The 19,186-nt window shown below is 34.0% G+C and carries 16 protein-coding genes and 2 tRNA genes; 13 read left to right on the forward strand and 5 right to left on the reverse strand.

The annotated features are described in order from the left end of the window. Positions 1–18: 18 nt before the first annotated feature. Entirely contained in the window at positions 19–435 is a 417-nt protein-coding gene (locus ACYSNM_RS04770; protein ID WP_461755851.1) for a DUF4293 domain-containing protein, read from the reverse strand. 187 nt (positions 436–622) lie between these two features. Here ACYSNM_RS04770 and rho point away from each other — a divergent pair, with 187 nt between their 5' ends. The 8 genes from rho (at position 623) to secA (ending at position 9,049) form a co-directional block, all read left to right on the forward strand. Continuing rightward, positions 623–2,572, forward strand: a complete 1,950-nt coding sequence (rho, locus tag ACYSNM_RS04775; protein ID WP_461755852.1) for a transcription termination factor Rho — start codon at positions 623–625, stop codon at positions 2,570–2,572. A gap of 672 nt (positions 2,573–3,244) precedes the next feature. Beyond that, positions 3,245–3,318, forward strand: a tRNA-Arg gene (locus ACYSNM_RS04780). A gap of 53 nt (positions 3,319–3,371) precedes the next feature. Next, positions 3,372–3,445 (forward strand) — tRNA-Arg (locus ACYSNM_RS04785). 86 nt (positions 3,446–3,531) lie between these two features. Next, the gene (locus ACYSNM_RS04790; protein WP_461755853.1) at positions 3,532–4,035 is read left to right on the forward strand and encodes a hypothetical protein; all 504 of its coding nucleotides are present in this window, start codon (positions 3,532–3,534) and stop codon (positions 4,033–4,035) included. Positions 4,036–4,177: 142 nt separating this feature from the next. Then, a complete protein-coding gene (locus ACYSNM_RS04795) occupies positions 4,178–4,867 on the forward strand; it encodes an ABC transporter ATP-binding protein (protein ID WP_461755854.1) in 690 nt (229 codons plus the stop codon). A gap of 63 nt (positions 4,868–4,930) precedes the next feature. Then, a complete protein-coding gene (locus ACYSNM_RS04800; protein ID WP_461755855.1) occupies positions 4,931–5,506 on the forward strand; it encodes a cob(I)yrinic acid a,c-diamide adenosyltransferase in 576 nt (191 codons plus the stop codon). A 136-nt stretch (positions 5,507–5,642) separates the two neighbouring features. After that, entirely contained in the window at positions 5,643–5,864 is a 222-nt protein-coding gene (locus ACYSNM_RS04805; RefSeq protein ID WP_002986941.1) for a DUF2795 domain-containing protein, read from the forward strand. 92 nt (positions 5,865–5,956) lie between these two features. After that, positions 5,957–9,049: a preprotein translocase subunit SecA gene (secA, locus tag ACYSNM_RS04810; RefSeq protein WP_461755856.1), complete on the forward strand. Its 3,093-nt coding sequence runs from the start codon at positions 5,957–5,959 to the stop codon at positions 9,047–9,049. A 280-nt stretch (positions 9,050–9,329) separates the two neighbouring features. Here secA and ACYSNM_RS04815 read toward each other — a convergent pair whose 3' ends face one another. The 4 genes from ACYSNM_RS04815 to ACYSNM_RS04830 form a co-directional block, all read right to left on the reverse strand. Further along, the gene (locus ACYSNM_RS04815; protein ID WP_461755857.1) at positions 9,330–10,439 is read right to left on the reverse strand and encodes a peptidylprolyl isomerase; all 1,110 of its coding nucleotides are present in this window, start codon (positions 10,437–10,439) and stop codon (positions 9,330–9,332) included. A gap of 6 nt (positions 10,440–10,445) precedes the next feature. Then, positions 10,446–10,991, reverse strand: coding sequence for an FKBP-type peptidyl-prolyl cis-trans isomerase (locus ACYSNM_RS04820; RefSeq protein WP_461755858.1), 546 nt, complete (start codon positions 10,989–10,991; stop codon positions 10,446–10,448). Further along, positions 10,984–12,006, reverse strand: a complete 1,023-nt coding sequence (locus ACYSNM_RS04825; protein WP_461755859.1) for a DHH family phosphoesterase — start codon at positions 12,004–12,006, stop codon at positions 10,984–10,986. The genes ACYSNM_RS04820 and ACYSNM_RS04825 overlap by 8 nt, the downstream gene beginning before the upstream one ends. A gap of 74 nt (positions 12,007–12,080) precedes the next feature. Next, positions 12,081–12,764, reverse strand: coding sequence for a Crp/Fnr family transcriptional regulator (locus ACYSNM_RS04830; RefSeq protein WP_461755860.1), 684 nt, complete (start codon positions 12,762–12,764; stop codon positions 12,081–12,083). A gap of 117 nt (positions 12,765–12,881) precedes the next feature. On the opposite strand from ACYSNM_RS04830, the gene ACYSNM_RS04835 reads away from it, so the two are divergent. The 5 genes from ACYSNM_RS04835 to ACYSNM_RS04855 all read left to right on the forward strand — a co-directional run bounded on the left by ACYSNM_RS04835 (position 12,882) and on the right by ACYSNM_RS04855 (position 18,968). Further along, positions 12,882–15,272 (forward strand): heavy metal translocating P-type ATPase, encoded by a 2,391-nt coding sequence (locus ACYSNM_RS04835; RefSeq protein ID WP_461755861.1) that lies wholly within the window; start codon positions 12,882–12,884, stop codon positions 15,270–15,272. 79 nt (positions 15,273–15,351) lie between these two features. Continuing rightward, positions 15,352–15,567 (forward strand): cbb3-type cytochrome oxidase assembly protein CcoS, encoded by a 216-nt coding sequence (ccoS, locus tag ACYSNM_RS04840; RefSeq protein ID WP_461755862.1) that lies wholly within the window; start codon positions 15,352–15,354, stop codon positions 15,565–15,567. A 6-nt stretch (positions 15,568–15,573) separates the two neighbouring features. Beyond that, on the forward strand, positions 15,574–17,757 hold the full coding sequence (gene ccoN / locus ACYSNM_RS04845; RefSeq protein ID WP_461755863.1) for a cytochrome-c oxidase, cbb3-type subunit I: 2,184 nt from the start codon (positions 15,574–15,576) through the stop codon (positions 17,755–17,757). A gap of 18 nt (positions 17,758–17,775) precedes the next feature. Next, entirely contained in the window at positions 17,776–17,982 is a 207-nt protein-coding gene (locus tag ACYSNM_RS04850; protein WP_461754714.1) for a CcoQ/FixQ family Cbb3-type cytochrome c oxidase assembly chaperone, read from the forward strand. Continuing rightward, entirely contained in the window at positions 17,979–18,968 is a 990-nt protein-coding gene (locus tag ACYSNM_RS04855) for a cbb3-type cytochrome c oxidase N-terminal domain-containing protein (RefSeq protein ID WP_461755864.1), read from the forward strand. Before ACYSNM_RS04850 ends, ACYSNM_RS04855 begins: the two co-directional genes overlap by 4 nt. Positions 18,969–19,186 lie beyond the last annotated feature (218 nt).

The raw sequence follows: 19,186 nt of genomic DNA on the forward strand, positions 1-19,186 counted from the left end.
ATAACTAAGATGTTAGGTTTATCTTAAACGATCCACAGATTTTACGAGATCTTCATCCTTCTTAATGGCTCTGTTAGCTAAAACTAGTAACAGGATAGAAATAATCGGGAGGAACATTCCAATACCTTTCTCTGATACTTGTGAAAAAGCATCTCCAGATACAGTTAGTGTTCGATAAATTAATAATCCTAATAGTATAACGTTTGATATCATGTTCAATCTGTTTAAAACAAATTGTTTTTTTCTGTTTTTGTAATTTAAAAATGATACTGCACAAAGCGCAGCAGATAATCCAAACAACACTGGAAGAAAGTTAACCATCATAAAATAAATATCTTTATTTTCTGCATTTTTCCAAAGTGGAAAAACAAATGGTAAAACTCCCATCACTACAAATGCTAAAAACAAATATACGGATTGAATTCTTTGTAACATAATTTTAAATTATTGAATGACAAAAATAATGTTTCTTTTCGATAAAAACCTATTGTTTTACAAAATTAATTCGTAATATTGCACTAGTTCTGTCGTAAGTTCTTCATAATACGACGATTCTATTTTAATTTCTATTCTTATTTAAAGAAAAAATCAACTCAATATTTCATAATCTATAAACATTTTTATGTTTGATATTTCCGAATTACAAAAAATGAAGGTCTCAGATCTTCAGGATATTGCTAAAAAGTCCAAGATAGCAGGAACTTCTGGGTTAAAAAAAGAATTACTTATCTCTAAGATTATAGCATTTCAACAGGCAAAACCTTCTTCGGAAGAGCCTAAAGCTAGTAGTGTTAAGGCAAAAAGCAAAAGTACACCTGCTGCACCTAAAGCTACCCAAGAGCCAAGTAAAGATAAAGGGGAACATAAAGCCTCTACTTTATCTCATTCTTCTACACAAGATAAAAAGGAGAATCTTCCAAAAGAGAATTCTTCTAAGGAAAAGACTGCTAAAACAGGAGCTAAGGCTAAAGGTGAACAAGTGCAGAGTGATGCCAAACCAAACGATAGAGCAGATAAACAAAATCGCGCTCCAAGAAAAAGGTTAAATAACCCTGCAAAAGAAAACACAGCTTTAGATAAAGAGCAAGAAGTAAACCAGGAAAAAACTTTAGATACTGCATCACAAGCTGTGGAATCACAGGATAGAGATACGGTTCGATCTAATGAGGGGGGGAAAGTAAATAATAAGGATAATAATAGACGAGAGTTTAATAAGAAGAAACCCGATAACCGCAAAGAGTCCCCTAAGAAAGAACAAAGAAGTTCTTTTAATAGAAAAGATTCTGAGTCTGCTGTATCTAGTACTTCTACCATAGAACAAACTCCTTCTACTACTAGCGGTGAAACTGCTAATTCAGAGGTTGTAGCTAAAAAAGCTCCTTCTAAATCAAATACAAACAATCACTCTAATAATAACACCAATAAGAAAAATACTTTTCGTGAGCCGGATTATGAATTTGATGGTATCATAGAAAGTGAGGGTGTTCTTGAAATGATGCCAGATGGTTATGGTTTTTTACGATCTGCAGATTTCAACTACTTATCTTCTCCAGATGATATTTATTTATCTCAATCTCAAATTAGACTTTTTGGTTTAAAAACAGGGGATACAGTAAAAGGAGTGGTACGTCCTCCAAAAGAAGGAGAGAAGTTCTTCCCACTTGTAAAAGTATTGAAAATCAATGGACATGATCCTCAAGCTATTCGCGATAGAGTTGCATTTGAACATTTAACTCCTTTATTTCCAGATGAGAAATTTAATTTAGATGAGAAAAGAAGCACGATTTCTACGCGAATTATGGATATGTTTTCTCCTATAGGTAAAGGGCAAAGAGGAATGATTGTTGCTCCACCAAAAACAGGTAAAACAGTTTTATTAAAAGAAGTAGCTAATGCTATTTCTGCAAACCACCCAGAGGCTTATTTAATTGTTTTATTAATTGATGAGCGTCCAGAGGAGGTAACCGATATGCAAAGAAGTGTAAATGCAGAGGTAATTGCATCTACATTCGATGAGCCAGCGGATCGTCATGTTAAAGTAGCAAACATTGTTTTAGAAAAAGCAAAGAGACTAGTGGAATGTGGTCATGATGTAGTTATTCTACTAGATTCTATCACTCGTTTAGCTAGAGCTTATAATACTGTACAGCCTGCTTCAGGAAAAGTATTAAGTGGAGGGGTAGATGCCAATGCACTACAAAAGCCTAAGCGTTTCTTCGGAGCAGCTAGAAACATTGAGAATGGTGGGTCTTTAAGTATTATTGCAACAGCCTTAGTAGAGACAGGTTCGAAAATGGATGAGGTGATCTTCGAAGAGTTTAAGGGAACCGGTAATATGGAGTTACAATTGGATAGAAAACTTGCCAATAAGCGTATTTATCCAGCAATTGATATTACTTCTTCTTCTACAAGACGTGATGATTTATTACTATCAGCATCGGCTTTACAAAGGTTATGGGTAGTAAGAAAGTATGTGGATGATATGAACTCTGTGGAAGCAATGACTTCTATTATAGAGAACATTCGAAAGACAGATAATAATGATGATTTTTTAAAGACATTAATGAAGTAATCTACATTAGTGTTACAGGATATAAAACAATAGGGACACTTTTTTAAGTGTCCCTATATTTTTTAGTACCTTTAATCTTAAGCAAATATTTTTGTTGTTTAACTAGTACTATAACTATGGTGTACTTGTATTTATTTTTATTAGTAGTTCTAATTATTGGCTTTATAGTGGTCTTTGTTCCCTTTCCAGAAGAAAGGAATCTTTCTAATAGCAAGAAGAGCTTAAAAAAAATTAGAAAAAAGCAATTAAAGAAAAGTAAAAAGCAAAAAGAAAGACAAGAAAAAGAAATAGACGACTTTTTTGAGGAACATAATATAGATAAACAAACCTATTATTTTTTTATTACAGGAGGTGGCGCTACTTTATTGTTCATTTTCTTTGGACTCTTTAGCTCTAATCCTTTTTATTTTGTCCTTTTGATTTTTATAATTACCGCTGTTTTGTTCTTAATGGCGTTTCCGTTTAATCGATTTTAAAATTAATTATCCTTTGATATCTGCTTTTACTTCTTGTTTTGAAAAAAAAATAAAAAATTTTATTATTTTTTTTCTTGTTTAAATAACTATAAACAAGAAGGTTAAGATTTATAGCGAAAAAACCTTTGAAAAAAACCTTGCAGAAGGTTTGTATTTACAGAATATCGTTCTATATTTGCACTCGCAATGAGCAAGAGGCCACGTGGCGCAACTGAATAGCGCATCTGATTACGGCTCAGAAGGTTGCAGGTTTGAATCCTGCCGTGGTCACAAAGTTTACTTTTTAAAGTAAACTCTCATTGCAAAAAAAACAATCCAATACAGGCCACGTGGCGCAACTGAATAGCGCATCTGATTACGGCTCAGAAGGTTGCAGGTTTGAATCCTGCCGTGGTCACAAAAAAGGTATACATTAGCTGTATACCTTTTTTTATTTTATAGACCTTTTGGTTTTTATCTTAAAAAAACGCAATCTTCAAGCCCATGAATAGATGGAATAGTTATATAAAGTTTTTGTATAAATCCGGAAATCAACACGGATTACATTCTCCATTTGTATATGGATTATTAACCAAGGGGCTTTACCATAAAGAGCCTAAGTATAAAGGCAAGAAAAAAAAGAAAGTCTTTGTTAATCGTATTTTATCCTATTTGAAGGTCCAAACTTTATGTGTTTTAACCACTGAGCACATAAATGTGAAAGGCGTGGATCAAATCCAAAGTCAATTAACTCCTTTAAAGCGTTATGATGCTATTTTAATACAAAGACCCTCTAGTATTGAATCTATTACTGTAAAGGCTTTATTACAGGCCATGCATAATGATTCTGTAGTTATCTTAGACAAAACAAAAGGTAGTAAATCAAATGACTTATGGTATAGAATTAAGAAAGATCCTGGTTTTACAGCTACCATAGACTTCTATTATTTTGGATTAGCTTTTAAAAGAACAGAACAATTAAAACAACATTTCATCCTTAGAATGTAATTTTGCAAACTCCATAATAGGAATAATTTCATTTATCCCAGAAGGGTTTCTTGTATTTATAGCTTTATAATCTTATTTTAGTGTAACAATATTGCTTATTTGTCTACCAATAAGTACTTATGTAATTAATCTACCTTAAGCTATGAAGAATTTAATCATTGATATAAAAGATATAAAGCGAGACTTTAAGTTGGGCTCAGAAACCGTACGTGTTTTAAAAGGAGTGAATTTAGAGATTAAAAAGGGGGATTATGTTGCTTTAATGGGTCCATCAGGTTCAGGTAAGAGTACTTTGATGAATATCCTAGGATGTTTAGATACCCCTAGTTCGGGCTCTTATTTTTTAAATGGGAAGGATGTCAGTGTGTTAAAGCAAGACGACCTTGCTCACATTCGAAATAAGCAAATCGGATTTGTTTTTCAAACCTTTAATTTAATGCCTCGCACCACAGCTTTAGACAATGTGGCTCTACCAATGGTTTATGCCGGTAAAAGTAAGGCCGAAAGAGTTCTAAGGGCTACAGAAGTTCTGACTCAAGTAGGTTTACAAGATAGGATGGACCATCAACCTAATCAATTATCCGGGGGACAAAGGCAAAGAGTTGCCGTAGCTAGAGCTTTAGTAAATAAGCCTTCGATGATTCTTGCTGATGAACCAACTGGAAACCTTGATTCTAAGACTTCAGTAGAAATTATGGCCTTATTTGATGCTATCCATCAGGAGGGGAATACAGTTGTTTTAGTTACCCATGAAGAAGATATTGCAGCTCATGCACATCGAATTATACGTCTAAGAGATGGAGTTATTGAGAGTGATCTACGTATAAAATAAGCCCAAACACAAATACAATACATTATTTTGTTGTACTTTGGTTGTTTAATATTTAAACCAATCATGAAAGTATATACAAAAACGGGAGATAAAGGAACTACTGCTTTATTTGGCGGAACACGCGTTTTAAAGCACCATATTAGAATAGATAGTTATGGAACTGTAGATGAATTAAACGCCTATATAGGTTTAATTCGCGATCAAGATATCAATACTCTTTACAAAGAGGTATTGATTAAAATTCAACATGATTTATTTACAGTAGGTGCTATACTAGCTACTCCACAAGATAAAGAAATATTGAAAAATGGAAAAAGGAGATTAAATATTCCTTTGATTACTCCAGAGGATATTGCCTTTTTAGAAGAGCAAATAGATCAAATGGATGCTTTCCTACCTGCAATGACACATTTTGTTTTACCAGGGGGACACACAACGGTGTCATATTGTCATATAGCGCGTTGTGTTTGTCGTAGAGCAGAGCGTTTAAGCGTAGAGTTAAACCAAAGTGAACCTATTGACCCTAGTACAATTCAGTATTTAAACCGACTTTCTGACTACTTATTTGTCTTGGCACGAAAATTGTCTTTTGACTTACAAGCGCAGGAAGTGAAATGGATTCCGCGTAAAGAAGAATAAGGTAATAAAGTTATCTTTTCCAAAAAAGGTCTTGTTTTAAGACTACGTTCTTCGAATAGTGTGAAATAAAATAAAAAATGCTTGTTAATTTCATAATAAAAATTATTTTTGCATTAATATTAAAAAAAAGAAAGAGATGTATTGGACATTAGAATTAGCATCTTATTTAAGTGATGCGCCGTGGCCTGCTACTAAGGATGAACTTATTGATTATGCAATTAGAACAGGTGCTCCACTAGAGGTGGTTGAAAACCTTCAATCCATCGAAGATGAGGGAGAAATCTACGAATCAATGGAGGAGATTTGGCCTGACTATCCAACCGACGAAGATTATCTTTGGAACGAGGATGAGTACTAAGAAATAAGAAATGAAAAAAAAGCCTCACGTAAGGCTTTTTTTTTGTTTACATTTGAAAGGTAAATAACAAAAAAACGCAAAATATATAATTTATGAGTCTTATAAATAATATATTAAAGGTATTTGTAGGAGATAAATCGGAAAGAGATATCAAAGCTATTAAGCCTTTAATAGAGAAAATTAGATCTCACGAGAGTTCATTAAGTAGCTTGTCTAATGATGAACTTAGAGCTAAGACGATTTATTTCAAGGAAATAATTCAACAATCCAGAGCAGACCAGGATCAAAAAATTGCTTCTTTCCGCTCGGAAATAGAAACAACTCAAGATATTGATGCAAGAGAGAACATCTATGCTAATATCGATTCTTTAGAGAAACAAGCATACGATAACACAGAAAAAGTATTATTAGATATTCTTCCTGAAGCTTTTGCAGTAGTAAAAGAGACAGCTCGTCGTTTTAAAGAAAACCCAATTGTAGAAGTAACTGCAACACCTCAAGATATTGCATTTGCGCAAAATAAGGAATACGTTACTATCCAAGGTGATAAAGCTCTATGGGCTAATACTTGGAATGCTGCAGGTAAGCAAGTGACTTGGGATATGATCCATTACGATGTACAGCTTATTGGTGGGGTAGTATTACACCAAGGTAAGATTGCTGAGATGCATACAGGGGAAGGTAAGACATTAGTGGCTACGGCTCCATTGTATTTAAATGCCTTAACTGGTAAAGGGGTTCACCTTGTAACGGTGAACGACTACTTAGCAAAAAGGGATAGTCAGTGGAAAGCTCCTATTTTTGAGTTCCACGGTATGTTAGTAGACTGTATTGATAATCACCAACCAAACTCAGAGGGAAGACGTGCTGCTTATGCTGCAGATATTACTTATGGAACAAATAACGAATTTGGTTTCGATTATTTGCGTGATAATATGGCTCATACACCTGAGGAGTTAGTACAAAGAGTACATAACTATGCTATTGTGGATGAGGTGGATTCTGTATTAATTGATGATGCAAGAACCCCACTTATTATTTCAGGTCCAGTTCCTCAAGGAGAAAGACATGAGTTCAATGAGTTAAAACCAAAAGTTGCAAACTTAGTAGAGATTCAAAGAAAATTAGCAAATGGATTTTTATCAGATGCTAAAAAATTAATCCGCGAAGGAAACACAAAAGACGGTGGTTTCTTATTATTAAGAGCTTATCGTAGTTTACCTCGAAATAAGGCATTAATCAAATTCTTAAGTGAAGAAGGAGTAAAACAATTACTTCAGAAAACAGAGAATATGTATATGCAAGATAACAATAGAGAAATGCATAAAGTGGATGAAGCTTTATACTTTGTTATCGAGGAGAAAAATAACCAAGTACAATTAACCGATAATGGAATTAAGTTTTTATCTTCTGATACAGACGAAAACTTCTTCGTATTACCAGATATTGGAACGGAAATTACAAAAATTGAAGAGCGTCATTTAGATAAAGATGAGCAAGCAGAAGCCAAAGAGAGATTATTCCAAGATTTCGGGGTGAAAAGCGAGCGTATTCATACCTTAACTCAATTGCTAAAAGCATATACTGTATTTGAAAAAGATACAGAATATGTAGTAATGGATAATAAGATCATGATTGTGGATGAGCAAACAGGTCGTATTATGGATGGTCGTCGTTACTCAGATGGGTTACACCAAGCTCTAGAGGCAAAAGAAAACGTAAAAATTGAAGCTGCAACTCAAACCTTTGCTACTATTACATTACAGAACTATTTCCGTATGTATAAAAAGCTAGGAGGGATGACAGGTACTGCTATTACAGAGGCAGGGGAATTCTTACAGATTTATAAATTAGACGTAGTTGAGATCCCAACCAATAGAGGTATTGCTCGTAAGGATAAAGAGGATAAGATTTATCGTTCTGTTCGTGAGAAATTTAGAGCAGTAATCGAAGATGTTGTAGAATTATCTGAACAAGGAAGACCAGTGTTAATTGGTACAACTTCTGTAGAGATTTCTGAATTATTGAGTAGATCTTTAAAGATGCGTGGAATTAAGCATAATGTTTTAAATGCTAAATTACACAAACAAGAAGCTCAAATTGTAGAGGAAGCTGGTAAACCAGGTATTGTGACTATTGCTACAAACATGGCAGGTCGTGGTACGGATATTAAGTTATCTCAAGAAGTGAAAGATCGTGGAGGTTTAGCCATTATTGGTACAGAAAGACATGATTCTAGACGTGTTGACCGTCAGTTACGTGGACGTGCAGGTCGTCAAGGTGATCCAGGAAGTTCTCAATTCTATGTTTCTTTAGAGGATAACTTAATGCGTTTATTCGGTTCGGATAGAGTAGCTAAGATCATGGACAGAATGGGGCTTGAGGATGGAGAGGTAATCCAACACTCGATGATGACAAAGTCTATTGAGAGAGCTCAGAAGAAAGTAGAAGAGAATAACTTTGGTATTCGTAAGCGTCTTTTAGAATATGACGATGTAATGAATGCGCAACGTGAGGTTATTTATAAGAGAAGAAAACACGCATTATTTGGAGAACGCTTAAAGGTGGATATTGCCAATATGATGTTTGATTTATGTGAGCGTATTATTAACAATCACAAAATGACTCAAGATTACGATAGCCTGAAAATGGATATTATTCGTTATTTCGGTAATGATGCAGTAGTTTCTCAAGATGACTTCGTTAAATTAGATCCTACTACTTTAGCAAATAAACAATACGAAATTATCTTCCAAGGTTACCAAGAGAAATGTAGACGTAGTGCTGCAGAAGCCTTTAAAGTAATTAAGAATGTATATGAGAATAATTCTGGTCAATTTGAACGCATTGTAGTTCCTTTTACAGATGGAATTAAAACCATTAACATTGTTACTAATTTAGAGAAAGCTTACCAAAGTCAAGGAGCAACATTGATTGAAGATTTCGAAAAGAATATTACTTTAACCATTTTAGATGAGGCTTGGAAAAAGCACTTAAGAAAAATGGATGAATTAAAGCAATCGGTTCAATTAGCAGTACACGAGCAAAAAGATCCTTTATTGATCTATAAGTTCGAAGCTTTTGAATTATTCCAAAGATCGTTAGCGGAAATTGATCAAGAAGTAACCGCATTTTTAACAAAAGGAGATATTCCAGTTCCAGCGGAAAATGAGCAAAAAGCTTAAGGAATACCTTTGTTAATGATTAACATAGAAAAAGTGCATAACGTAATAGTTATGCACTTTTTTGCTTTATAATAAGATGAGCTTGTTTTAAGTTATTTGCTGAGGTTTGTAATTTAATTCGTATAGAAGTAGCTAATTAGATAGATATCTCTTTAAAAGGTGTTTATAGGTGATTTTAACTAGATGTAGGTAGGGTAAAACAAAATAGGCCAGGTATAAATGAAAAATGCCCCAAAAGCAAAACTTGCTCTTGGGGCATTTTATTTTCTATTTTGTTAGATTAGTTAGCCTCTACTAGTTCTAATTCAAAAACTAAGTCTGTGTTTGGTGGAATTGGTCCAACACCTGCTTGTCCATAAGCTAAATGTGAAGGAATGAAAATTGTTGCTTTATCTCCCATTTTCATTTGCTCAATACCTTCAATAAACCCAGGGATTAATCCTGTTTTAGCGCCATATTTGAATGGAATTGGTCTATATTGATTGTAATCAGCTCTTCTTTGATCAAACATGTCATATTCTTTAGTGATTTCAGGTATGTTAGAATCAAATAAAAGACCGTTTTCAAAGTAGCCTGCATAATTAACACCTATTGTTTGTCCTATATTAGGAGTTTGGTTGTCCTTTTGTGTTTCTGTAATTACATAAGAAAGACCAGAGGCAGTTGTAGTTGCTTTACTCTTTAAGTCTTTAAAGTCTTGAGCTTTGTTTTGTTTTACTTTATCAAGAGCCTTTGCTTGTTGTTCTTTCTCTTTATTTTGTTGTTCTTTTAGTTTGGCTTGCTCTACCATAGCATTTTTGAACACTTTAGCAGCATTGAATTTTTTAGCTTCTTTACCAACTCTAATGATTTTAATCTCTTTTATAAAATCTGTTCCTTCACTAATTTTATTTACCACATCCATTCCCTTGATTACATAACCAAATACACTATGCATATCATCTAAATGCGGAGTTTCTCTATGGGTGATGAAGAATTGGCTTCCATTAGTATAAGGACCACTATTAGCCATAGAAAGAGTACCTGCTTTATCATGTCTTAATTCAGGAGAAAACTCATCCATAAAAACATAACCTGGACCACCTGCCCCAGTTGCCGTTGGATCTCCAGCTTGAATTACAAAGTTTGGAACAACTCGGTGAAACTTCACATTGTCAAAATATTTTTTCCCCTTGTATTTTTCATCCACATAAGGATTTTCTCCCTCTGCTAAACTTACAAAGTTAGCTACAGTAACTGGAGCTTTTTGGTATTCTAAGTCTGCAAGAATTACTCCTTGGTTAGTTATTATTTCCGCATATAGACCATCGGGAAGGTCTGTCTTTTGTGTAGAAGTACATGCCGTAAATAGGGCTATTATACTAAATAGTAAACCTGTCATTTTTTTCATTTTTAATTAGTTTTGAATTGATTGTAATACTATGGTGAATAATAAAGGTTGATTCTTGCTAATCTTATTGGTATCTCCTAGGTAGGAATAAGCCAATTCGGAAGGTACTAAAACTTTGATGACTTCTTTTTGTTTCATCAGTTTTAGACTCTGGCGTAGAACAGGTAGGATTTCTTCTTTATCCATGATATAGTAGCGTGATCCTATTTCATCAAATGAGTAAATAATACTGTCTTTTAAGTCGCTAACTTGGTAGGAAAATAGAATTCTATCTCCTGGTTTAGCTACTATAGAGTCCTTTATGTGTCTTTGAAGGTAAGTATAATAAAACCCTTTTTGATTATGATTATATTGTTCTTTGCTATGTTTTTGGATATAGTTTAGAAATAGCTCTTGTTGTTCTTGGGTTAAATCGGCATTTCTTTGCATAGATTCGGCTAAGATATGACCCGAGTTTTGTGCAATAATAGGCCTAGGCTGTTGTTTTTCTTTACAACTCGCCAAGGATAACACCCCTAAGAATAATAAACAGTATTTAAACAAACTATCCATAAAATTCATTTTTATGTTTACTTACTACTTCTTTAAAGTAAGCAATTGTGTCTTCTAAAGAGCGAAGGGATTTACCACCTGCTGCATTAATATGTCCTCCTCCTTCAAAGTATGCTCTTGCAAATCTATTCACATCAAAGCTTCCCTGAGATCGAAAAGAAATTTTAATTATTCCCTCTTCTTTTCTTTCAATAAAAAAGGCAGTTAGGTCAATCCCTTTGATAGACAACCCGTAGTTTACAAAGCCATCTGTATCTCCTTTTTGATGCTCAAAAGTACGTAGGTCTTGATCGCTTAAATATAAATAAGAAGTGTGATCTTGTGGTAAAAGAGTTAGGTTTTGTAAAGCTCTTCCCATTAATTGTAAACGGTTATAAGAGCTATTATCAAATAAAGCATTATGAATAGCTGGATTTTCAATATCCCATTTAATTAATTCACCTACTACACGGTGGGTATTTGCAGTGGTTTTAGGAAAACGGAAAGAACCAGAATCTGTTACAATACCTGTGTAGATACAGGTTGCTGCTTGTTTGTCTAAGTAAGAAAGTAGATTTAATTTCTCTAAGATGGTATAAACTAGTTCACAAGTAGATCCATATTGTGGATTAGAAAACATTATTTGTGCATAATCATCTGGCATTTGATGATGATCAATCATGACAAAAGGTTTGTCTAATTCACTTAGGAAGCTACCCATTTGATCCCCTGTTCTATGTAGAACATTAAAGTCTAAAGTGAAGATATAATCACAGTCCAATATAGCTTGGCTGGATTGTTTTCTATTTGTTTCAAAAATTAAAATATCTTCGCTTTGTGGCATCCATGCAAGGAAGTTTGGAAAATCATTAGGAGAAACCACTACAGGATGGTGTCCCATATTTTTTAAAACATGGTAAAGTCCTAAAGTTGAACCAATTGCATCTCCGTCTGGATTACGGTGCGGTATAAGTGCTATTTTTTTGGGCGTCTGTAAAATCTGCTGTAGCGCCTCTAAGCTATTTTCATTTATCATAATGCGAAAATAAGATATTTTATGATTTAAAATAAATCTTACTAGCAATTATGGTTAAAATAAATAGAGTATAATTAAATAGCTAAACTTTTTAAATGTTCTTTATCTAATAGAGTGATTTTCTTACCAGAAATAGCAATTAGTTTCTCTTTTTTAAGTTCAGAAAGTAAACGAATACAACTCTCAGTAGCTGTTCCAACCATACTAGCGATATCTTCTCTAGATAGCTGTAAGTTTAAATGACCATGGTCAGGATCTGTTCCACCGATTTCTTCTAGTTTTAATAAAACTATAGCAAGTCTTTCTTTTACTGTTTTATGAGTATGGTCAGCAATGTCCTTATCTGCATCCTTTAAGTGGTTGCAAATATCACGGGTAATTAGTAAAGAGAATTTATTGTTGTCTGTAAAGTACTCTAAGATTTCTCTTTTAGGAATAAAGCACACATTCATATCCTCCAAAGCAGTAGCTGTTAGGTTAGAGTTCTCTTCATTAATTAAAGAGCGTTGACCTAATAATTCTCCTCTTTTGGCTAATTTAATTACGGTGTCTTTTCCGTTAGAGTTTAATTTAGTTAGTTTACAATAGCCATCCTTAATACAAAAAACACCATTAAGATTATCTCCTTCAGCAAACAAAACATCACCTTTTTTAACGATAAAATGTGTTTTTGTTTCTGTAATATTTTGAAGCTCATCTCTACTTAGTGCTTTAAGTGAACTAAATTCTCGAATAACGCACTGCTCGCATCTGCTCATAAAAACTGTTGTAATTGTTAAAATTCTTGCTCAAAGATAAGGTTTTTTTTATGATAATTATCATATCTTACATGGTAATAATCAGGCAATTTTGTAAAAAACGAAAAAAAGAGCAATATGGAGGCAAAAGGATGTTATCATTGTGGTACTGAGATAACAACTTTTAATAGAATTAAATTCGATTCAAAGGAGTTTTGTTGTAATGGTTGTAAAACGGTATATGAAATTTTTAGTAGTAATGACTTAGAGGATTACTATCAATTACAGTCCCAAGCAGGGGCAAAAGTTTCTGAACTAAAAGGAAAATATGAATTTTTAGATAACCAAGATATTGTAGATAAGTTATTGGACTTTCAAGAGGGGAATACTGCACTAGTGAGCTTGTATGTTCCTCATATTCATTGTAGTTCCTGTATTTGGATCCTAGAGAATTTAAATAAACTTAGCACAGATGTAAACAAAGTAGTGGTGAATTTTCCAAAAAAACAGGCAACCATTACTTTTAACCCTAAGGAGCTATCTTTAAAGGAATTAGTCACCTTATTGCATTCCATCGGATACGAACCTTATATTTCTTTAGAAAATTATGAGAAAAAACCTCCAAGTATTGATAGGAGTTTGATTTATCGTATTGGTGTGGCTTTCTTTGCTTTTGGAAATGTGATGATGCTTTCTTTTCCAGAATATTTCAACATCGATGATATTTGGATGCAGCAGTATAAGGACTTTTTTCGCTGGTTAATCCTTATTATTTCCCTTCCGGTGTTTTTTTATTGTGCCTATCCTTATCATAAGGCTGCTTTAACGGGTATAAAAACGGGGAACTATACCATTGATATCCCTATGTCTTTAGGTATTGTGGTTATGTTTATTCGCAGTACAATTGATATAGTCTTTGATCTAGGTCCTGGATTTTTTGACAGTATGACTATGTTGGTTTTCTTTATGCTACTAGGTAAGTTATTCCAGCAAAGGAGTTATAACTTTTTATCTTTTGAAAGAGATTATAAGTCCTATTTTCCTATTGCTATCACTAAGGTGGATCAAAATATGCAGGAAGAGCCCATTCAAGTTTATCAAATTAAAAAAGGGGATCGCCTTATTATTCGCAACCAAGAATTAATTCCAGTGGATGCAATCTTACTAAGTCCAAGGGCTTTTTTAGATTATAGCTTTGTTAGCGGTGAAGCGATGGCTGTGGAAAAAGTAAGTGGAGATAAATTATTTGCAGGAGGTAGACAAAAAGGGGACTTAATTGAAATACAGGCCATCAATACTGTGTCACAAAGTTATTTAACCCAATTGTGGAGTAATGATGTATTTCAAAAGAAAGTAGATTTTAAATACAGAACAATTACCGATCGTATAAGTCACTTTTTTACGCCAGCATTGCTATTAATCTCCTTGCTAGCTTTAATAGGATGGGCTTTTGTAAGTTGGAGTATCGCCTTTAATGTAGTTACAGCTATTTTAATTGTAGCATGTCCTTGTGCCTTAGCGTTAAGTGCGCCTTTTACTTTGGGAAATGCAATTCGCATATACGGTCGAAACAAATTATACTTAAAAAATGCCACCGTTGTAGAACAAATGGCAAAAGTCGATACTGTAGTTTTTGATAAAACAGGGACTATCACCACTGGAGCCAATAGTGTGATTTCTTATCATGGCCAGGAGTTAAATCAGCAGGAAATTGCAGATATAAAAAGTATTATACGCGGATCTAATCATCCTTTATCTCGAAAGCTGTATACTTTTTTACAAAGTGATGTATTAGAAAAACCACAAGAATTTCAAGAATTAGAAGGAAAAGGTTTAATTGGGGTAATAAACGGACATCGTTACACTATTGGATCAAAAGCCTTATTAACGGATGAAAAAGTACTTTCTACCTCCCAAACTTTAGTGCACATTGAAAAAGATGGACACTATAAAGGGCACTTTATTTTTGAGAATCACTACAGAAAAGGTCTCGTTGAATTATTCCATTCATTAGATAAAAAAGGATATCGTTTGGTGGTCTTATCTGGTGATAATGACGGTGAGTATCAGGTTCTTAGTCAGATGCTTCCCTCGAGCGTTCAATTGATTTTTAACCAGCAACCAGAGCAAAAATTGGAGTTTGTTAAAAAATTGAAAGAACATAAATGTAATGTAATGATGGTGGGAGATGGGTTAAATGATGCTGGTGCCTTGGCAATGAGTGATGTAGGTGTTTCTGTGTCAGAAGATGTTAATGTTTTTACTCCTGCTAGTGATGCGATTTTAGACTCTGTTAACTTTAGTTATTTGGAAAAATATCTTAATTATTCAAAAATTTCTGTTAAAATTATAAAATTTAGTTATATATTAGCTTTAAGCTACAATGTAATAGGGATTACAGTGTCTATCTGTAATAAAATGTCTCCATTAGTGGCTGCTATCTTAATGCCTATAAGTACAGTGACTATCATTAGTTGCGTGAGTATTTTGACTAATTATTACGCAAAAAAAATAATTAGAACAAAGTAAAGATAAATATAGCAAAACTGACGATTATCATGTTTTAGGCCATTATACTGTGTTAATTTTGGACCATAAAGTTTTAGACATGAGTGTTATATATTTCTTAATTTGTATCAGTGTTGTTGTTGCAGGGGTTTTCTTATATCTATTTATAAGGTCTGTAAAGGGTGGGCAGTTCGATGATTCTTATACCCCATCAGTCAGAATGTTGTTTGATGATGAATTAAGGAAAGAAAAACCTTTAGAGTCGAAAAAAAAGGACATTAGTAAAATAGAAATTAAAAAAGAAAATCAAATATAAACAACTATGGAAGTGCAACAATTTTATTATGACAACAAAATTGTAAAGAAATTTATCTATGCTTCGATCCTTTTTGGAGCTGTAGGTATGCTAGTGGGATTAGTGTTAGCAGTCATGTTTATCTTTCCCAATATAACCGATGGAATTCCTTGGTTAAGTTTCGGTAGACTTAGACCTTTACACACCAACGCGGTGATATTCGCCTTTGTTGGAAATGCTATTTTCGCCGGAATTTACTATTCTTTACAACGCTTATGTAAAGCGAGAATGTATAGCGATTTTTTAACTAAACTACATTTCTACGGATGGCAGTTAATTATAGTTGCTGCTGTAATTACCCTTCCTTTAGGTATTACTACTTCAAAGGAGTATGCGGAGTTAGAGTGGCCAATTGACATTGCTATTGCAGTTATTTGGGTTGCTTTTGGAGTTAATATGGTCATGACCATATTAAAGAGAAGAGAGCGCCATATATATGTAGCTATTTGGTTTTACTTAGCAACTTTTGTAACAGTTGGTGTTTTACATATTGTTAACTCATTAGAACTTCCTGTTAGTACTTTCAAATCTTATTCGGTATATGCTGGGGTACAAGATGCTTTAGTACAGTGGTGGTATGGACATAATGCCGTAGCCTTTTTCTTAACTACGCCATTCTTAGGATTGATGTATTACTTCTTACCTAAAGCAGCCAACCGTCCTATTTATTCTTACCGATTATCTATTATTCACTTCTGGTCTTTGATCTTTTTATACATCTGGGCAGGACCTCACCACTTATTATATACTGCTTTACCTGAATGGGCTCAAAACCTAGGAGTTGTATTCTCTGTAATGTTAATTGCACCATCTTGGGGAGGTATGATTAATGGTCTTTTAACCTTGAGAGGAGCTTGGGATAAAGTACGTGTAGATCCAGTGTTGAAGTTTTTCGTAGTAGCAATTACTGGATATGGTATGGCTACATTTGAAGGACCAATGTTATCTTTAAAAAACGTAAACGCTATTGCACACTATACGGACTGGATTATTGCTCACGTTCACGTTGGGGCTTTAGCTTGGAACGGATTCTTTACCTTCGGTATGATATATTGGTTAATCCCTAGAATGGCCAAAACAAAATTATATTCTACTGCAATGGCTAACTTCCATTTCTGGATTGGTACTTTAGGAATTGTTTTATACTGTATTCCAATGTATGTAGCTGGATTCTCTCAACACTTAATGTGGAAAGAGTTCAACCCAGATGGAACCTTAACTTATGGAAACTTCTTAGATACTGTAACTGCAATTATGCCGATGTTCATAATGCGTGCTATTGGGGGAAGTTTGTATTTAATTGGAGTGTTAGCTCTTGTTTACAACATTTATAAAACTATTCGTCAAGGACAAACTATTGAAGATGAACTAGCTGAAGCACCAGCGCTTCAAACCATTTCTGCAGGACGCTTAAAAGGAGAGGCTTGGCACTCTTGGTTGGAAAGACGACCAGTTCAATTTACTGTACTTACTACTATAGCTATTTTAATAGGTGGTGCCATTGAAATACTACCTACCATATTTGTAAAAGGAAACATTCCTACTATAGCTAGTGTTAAACCATATACTCCTTTAGAATTAGAAGGAAGGGATTTATACATTCGAGAAGGATGTGTTGGGTGTCACTCTCAGATGATCCGTCCATTTAGATCTGAAGTAGAGCGTTATGGTGAATATTCTAAGAGCGGTGAGTTTGTATACGACCATCCATTCTTATGGGGATCTAAACGTACAGGACCAGATTTACAACGCGTAGGAGGAAAGTATTCAGACAACTGGCATTACAACCATATGTTTGATCCACAAAGTACTTCTCCTAAGTCTATTATGCCTGGTTACAAATGGTTATTCGCAAATAAAAATGCAGATTACTCCACTATTCAAAAGAAAATGGAAGTAATGAGATCTCTAGGGGTTCCTTATAGCGATCAAGACATTGAAAATGCTTACGAATCAATTAGAGTTCAAAGTGAGCAAATCGCTACTAACTTAGAGAAAGATCCTGAATATGTGAAAAGTATCGAAGCTAGTGAGCAGCGTGCTTTAGCTAATAATCAAGAGTTTGTGCCAATGAGCCAAAGAGAGATTGTTGCTATGATTGCTTATCTACAGCGTTTAGGAACGGATATTAAAGAAAGAGTTGAAGAATAATTTAATAAATGAATCGATATGCTAAAGTTTATTAAACACAATATGGAGACCATTGAAGGAATTGAAATATATCCAATTATTTCTTTAATCATCTTCTTCACTTTTTTTGTAGGTCTTTTTATTTGGGTTGCAACCTATAAAAAGGAAACCATAGAGGAATTGAGTAATATACCTTTAATGGATGATGAAAAATGTAATGTTGATTCTAATTCACCAAAATCATGAAAAAGTATTTTCCAGTATATGTAAGAGTACCCTTATTGTTTGCTATATTTTTTATAGGAATCAATTGGATTATAAAGTCACCTGATGGTAGGCCTGCTTTTATGGCCTATCCTTCAGTACTACTATTAATTGGTTTGTTTGCCTTTGCTCAAATTACCTTTGAGATAGTAAATGCAGCTACCAATAAAGTATTAGATCGCTTGATGACTCCTGAGGAATTAGCTCAAAGAGAAAAGCAACAACAAAAGTCCTTTTTTGACTTGCCATGGGTTAAGAAGTTTATGGTTAAATTAACAGGGGATAAAACTCCTGAGCAAGAAAAGAGTTTGCTTTTAGATCATGATTACGATGGGATTAAAGAGTTGGATAATGACTTACCACCTTGGTGGGTTGGGCTTTTTTATGCCACAGTAATTTTTGCAGTGATTTACCTATTGCGATTTGAGGTTTTTGGAGGAGACAACCAAATAACGGAGTTTGACAAAGAAATGGCAAAAGCAAAAGAGCAAATAGATATTTACAATAGTACAGCAGGGGATAGATTGTCTTGGGATACAGCAGTGTATTTAATGGATGAATCTAATCTAGCTCAAGGTAAAAAACTCTTTGATCAAAATTGTATTGTTTGTCATAAAGCTGACGGAGGTGGGTCTATTGGACCTAACTTAACAGATGATCATTGGATTATAGGTGGAGGAGTGAAAACGATCTTCCATACTATATCAGAAGGGGGAAGGCCTAATATGGGAATGATTCCTTGGAAAACAATGCTTAAACCTACACAAATCGAGCAGTTAACTTCTTATGTTATTAGCTTAAATGGTACTAATCCACCAGATGCAAAAGAAGCAGAAGGAAATATTATTTGGTCTGCTAAAGATTTATTTATCGAGGAGCAAGCTGGAGACTTACCAGAAGAGGTAGATCATCAAGATATAGAACAAGTAATAGAAGATGCTGAACAGGCGCCGCAGGCTGCCAATTAAGGCTATTTGAATGTAAATGATTTGGCTAAAGCGGCAAGTATAAAGGCTGGCTTTAGCTATCAAAAATAAAGGTTAGGTTTTAAGGTTAGTACAAAAAAAGCTATTTTATCTTTTAAAGAGAGGTAGTTTATCTATGAAAAAGAAAAGGACAAACAGTAGAATAAGGTGGCTTATTCTACTGTTTTACTAACCGAAAATCTTTTACTCTTTAGATTTTA

The sequence above is a fragment of the Myroides sp. LJL116 genome, assembly GCF_054871685.1.

What these genes read in the sequence shown, in the direction of transcription:
- ACYSNM_RS04770 (WP_461755851.1), bottom strand. Translation starts at nt 435, where the DNA reads ATGTTACAAAGAATTCAATCCGTATATTTGTTTTTAGCATTTGTAGTG.
- rho (WP_461755852.1), top strand. Translation starts at nt 623, where the DNA reads ATGTTTGATATTTCCGAATTACAAAAAATGAAGGTCTCAGATCTTCAG.
- ACYSNM_RS04790 (WP_461755853.1), top strand. Translation starts at nt 3,532, where the DNA reads ATGAATAGATGGAATAGTTATATAAAGTTTTTGTATAAATCCGGAAAT.
- ACYSNM_RS04795 (WP_461755854.1), top strand. Translation starts at nt 4,178, where the DNA reads ATGAAGAATTTAATCATTGATATAAAAGATATAAAGCGAGACTTTAAG.
- ACYSNM_RS04800 (WP_461755855.1), top strand. Translation starts at nt 4,931, where the DNA reads ATGAAAGTATATACAAAAACGGGAGATAAAGGAACTACTGCTTTATTT.
- ACYSNM_RS04805 (WP_002986941.1), top strand. Translation starts at nt 5,643, where the DNA reads ATGTATTGGACATTAGAATTAGCATCTTATTTAAGTGATGCGCCGTGG.
- secA (WP_461755856.1), top strand. Translation starts at nt 5,957, where the DNA reads ATGAGTCTTATAAATAATATATTAAAGGTATTTGTAGGAGATAAATCG.
- ACYSNM_RS04815 (WP_461755857.1), bottom strand. Translation starts at nt 10,439, where the DNA reads ATGAAAAAAATGACAGGTTTACTATTTAGTATAATAGCCCTATTTACG.
- ACYSNM_RS04820 (WP_461755858.1), bottom strand. Translation starts at nt 10,991, where the DNA reads ATGGATAGTTTGTTTAAATACTGTTTATTATTCTTAGGGGTGTTATCC.
- ACYSNM_RS04825 (WP_461755859.1), bottom strand. Translation starts at nt 12,006, where the DNA reads ATGATAAATGAAAATAGCTTAGAGGCGCTACAGCAGATTTTACAGACG.
- ACYSNM_RS04830 (WP_461755860.1), bottom strand. Translation starts at nt 12,764, where the DNA reads ATGAGCAGATGCGAGCAGTGCGTTATTCGAGAATTTAGTTCACTTAAA.
- ACYSNM_RS04835 (WP_461755861.1), top strand. Translation starts at nt 12,882, where the DNA reads ATGGAGGCAAAAGGATGTTATCATTGTGGTACTGAGATAACAACTTTT.
- ccoS (WP_461755862.1), top strand. Translation starts at nt 15,352, where the DNA reads ATGAGTGTTATATATTTCTTAATTTGTATCAGTGTTGTTGTTGCAGGG.
- ccoN (WP_461755863.1), top strand. Translation starts at nt 15,574, where the DNA reads ATGGAAGTGCAACAATTTTATTATGACAACAAAATTGTAAAGAAATTT.
- ACYSNM_RS04850 (WP_461754714.1), top strand. Translation starts at nt 17,776, where the DNA reads ATGCTAAAGTTTATTAAACACAATATGGAGACCATTGAAGGAATTGAA.
- ACYSNM_RS04855 (WP_461755864.1), top strand. Translation starts at nt 17,979, where the DNA reads ATGAAAAAGTATTTTCCAGTATATGTAAGAGTACCCTTATTGTTTGCT.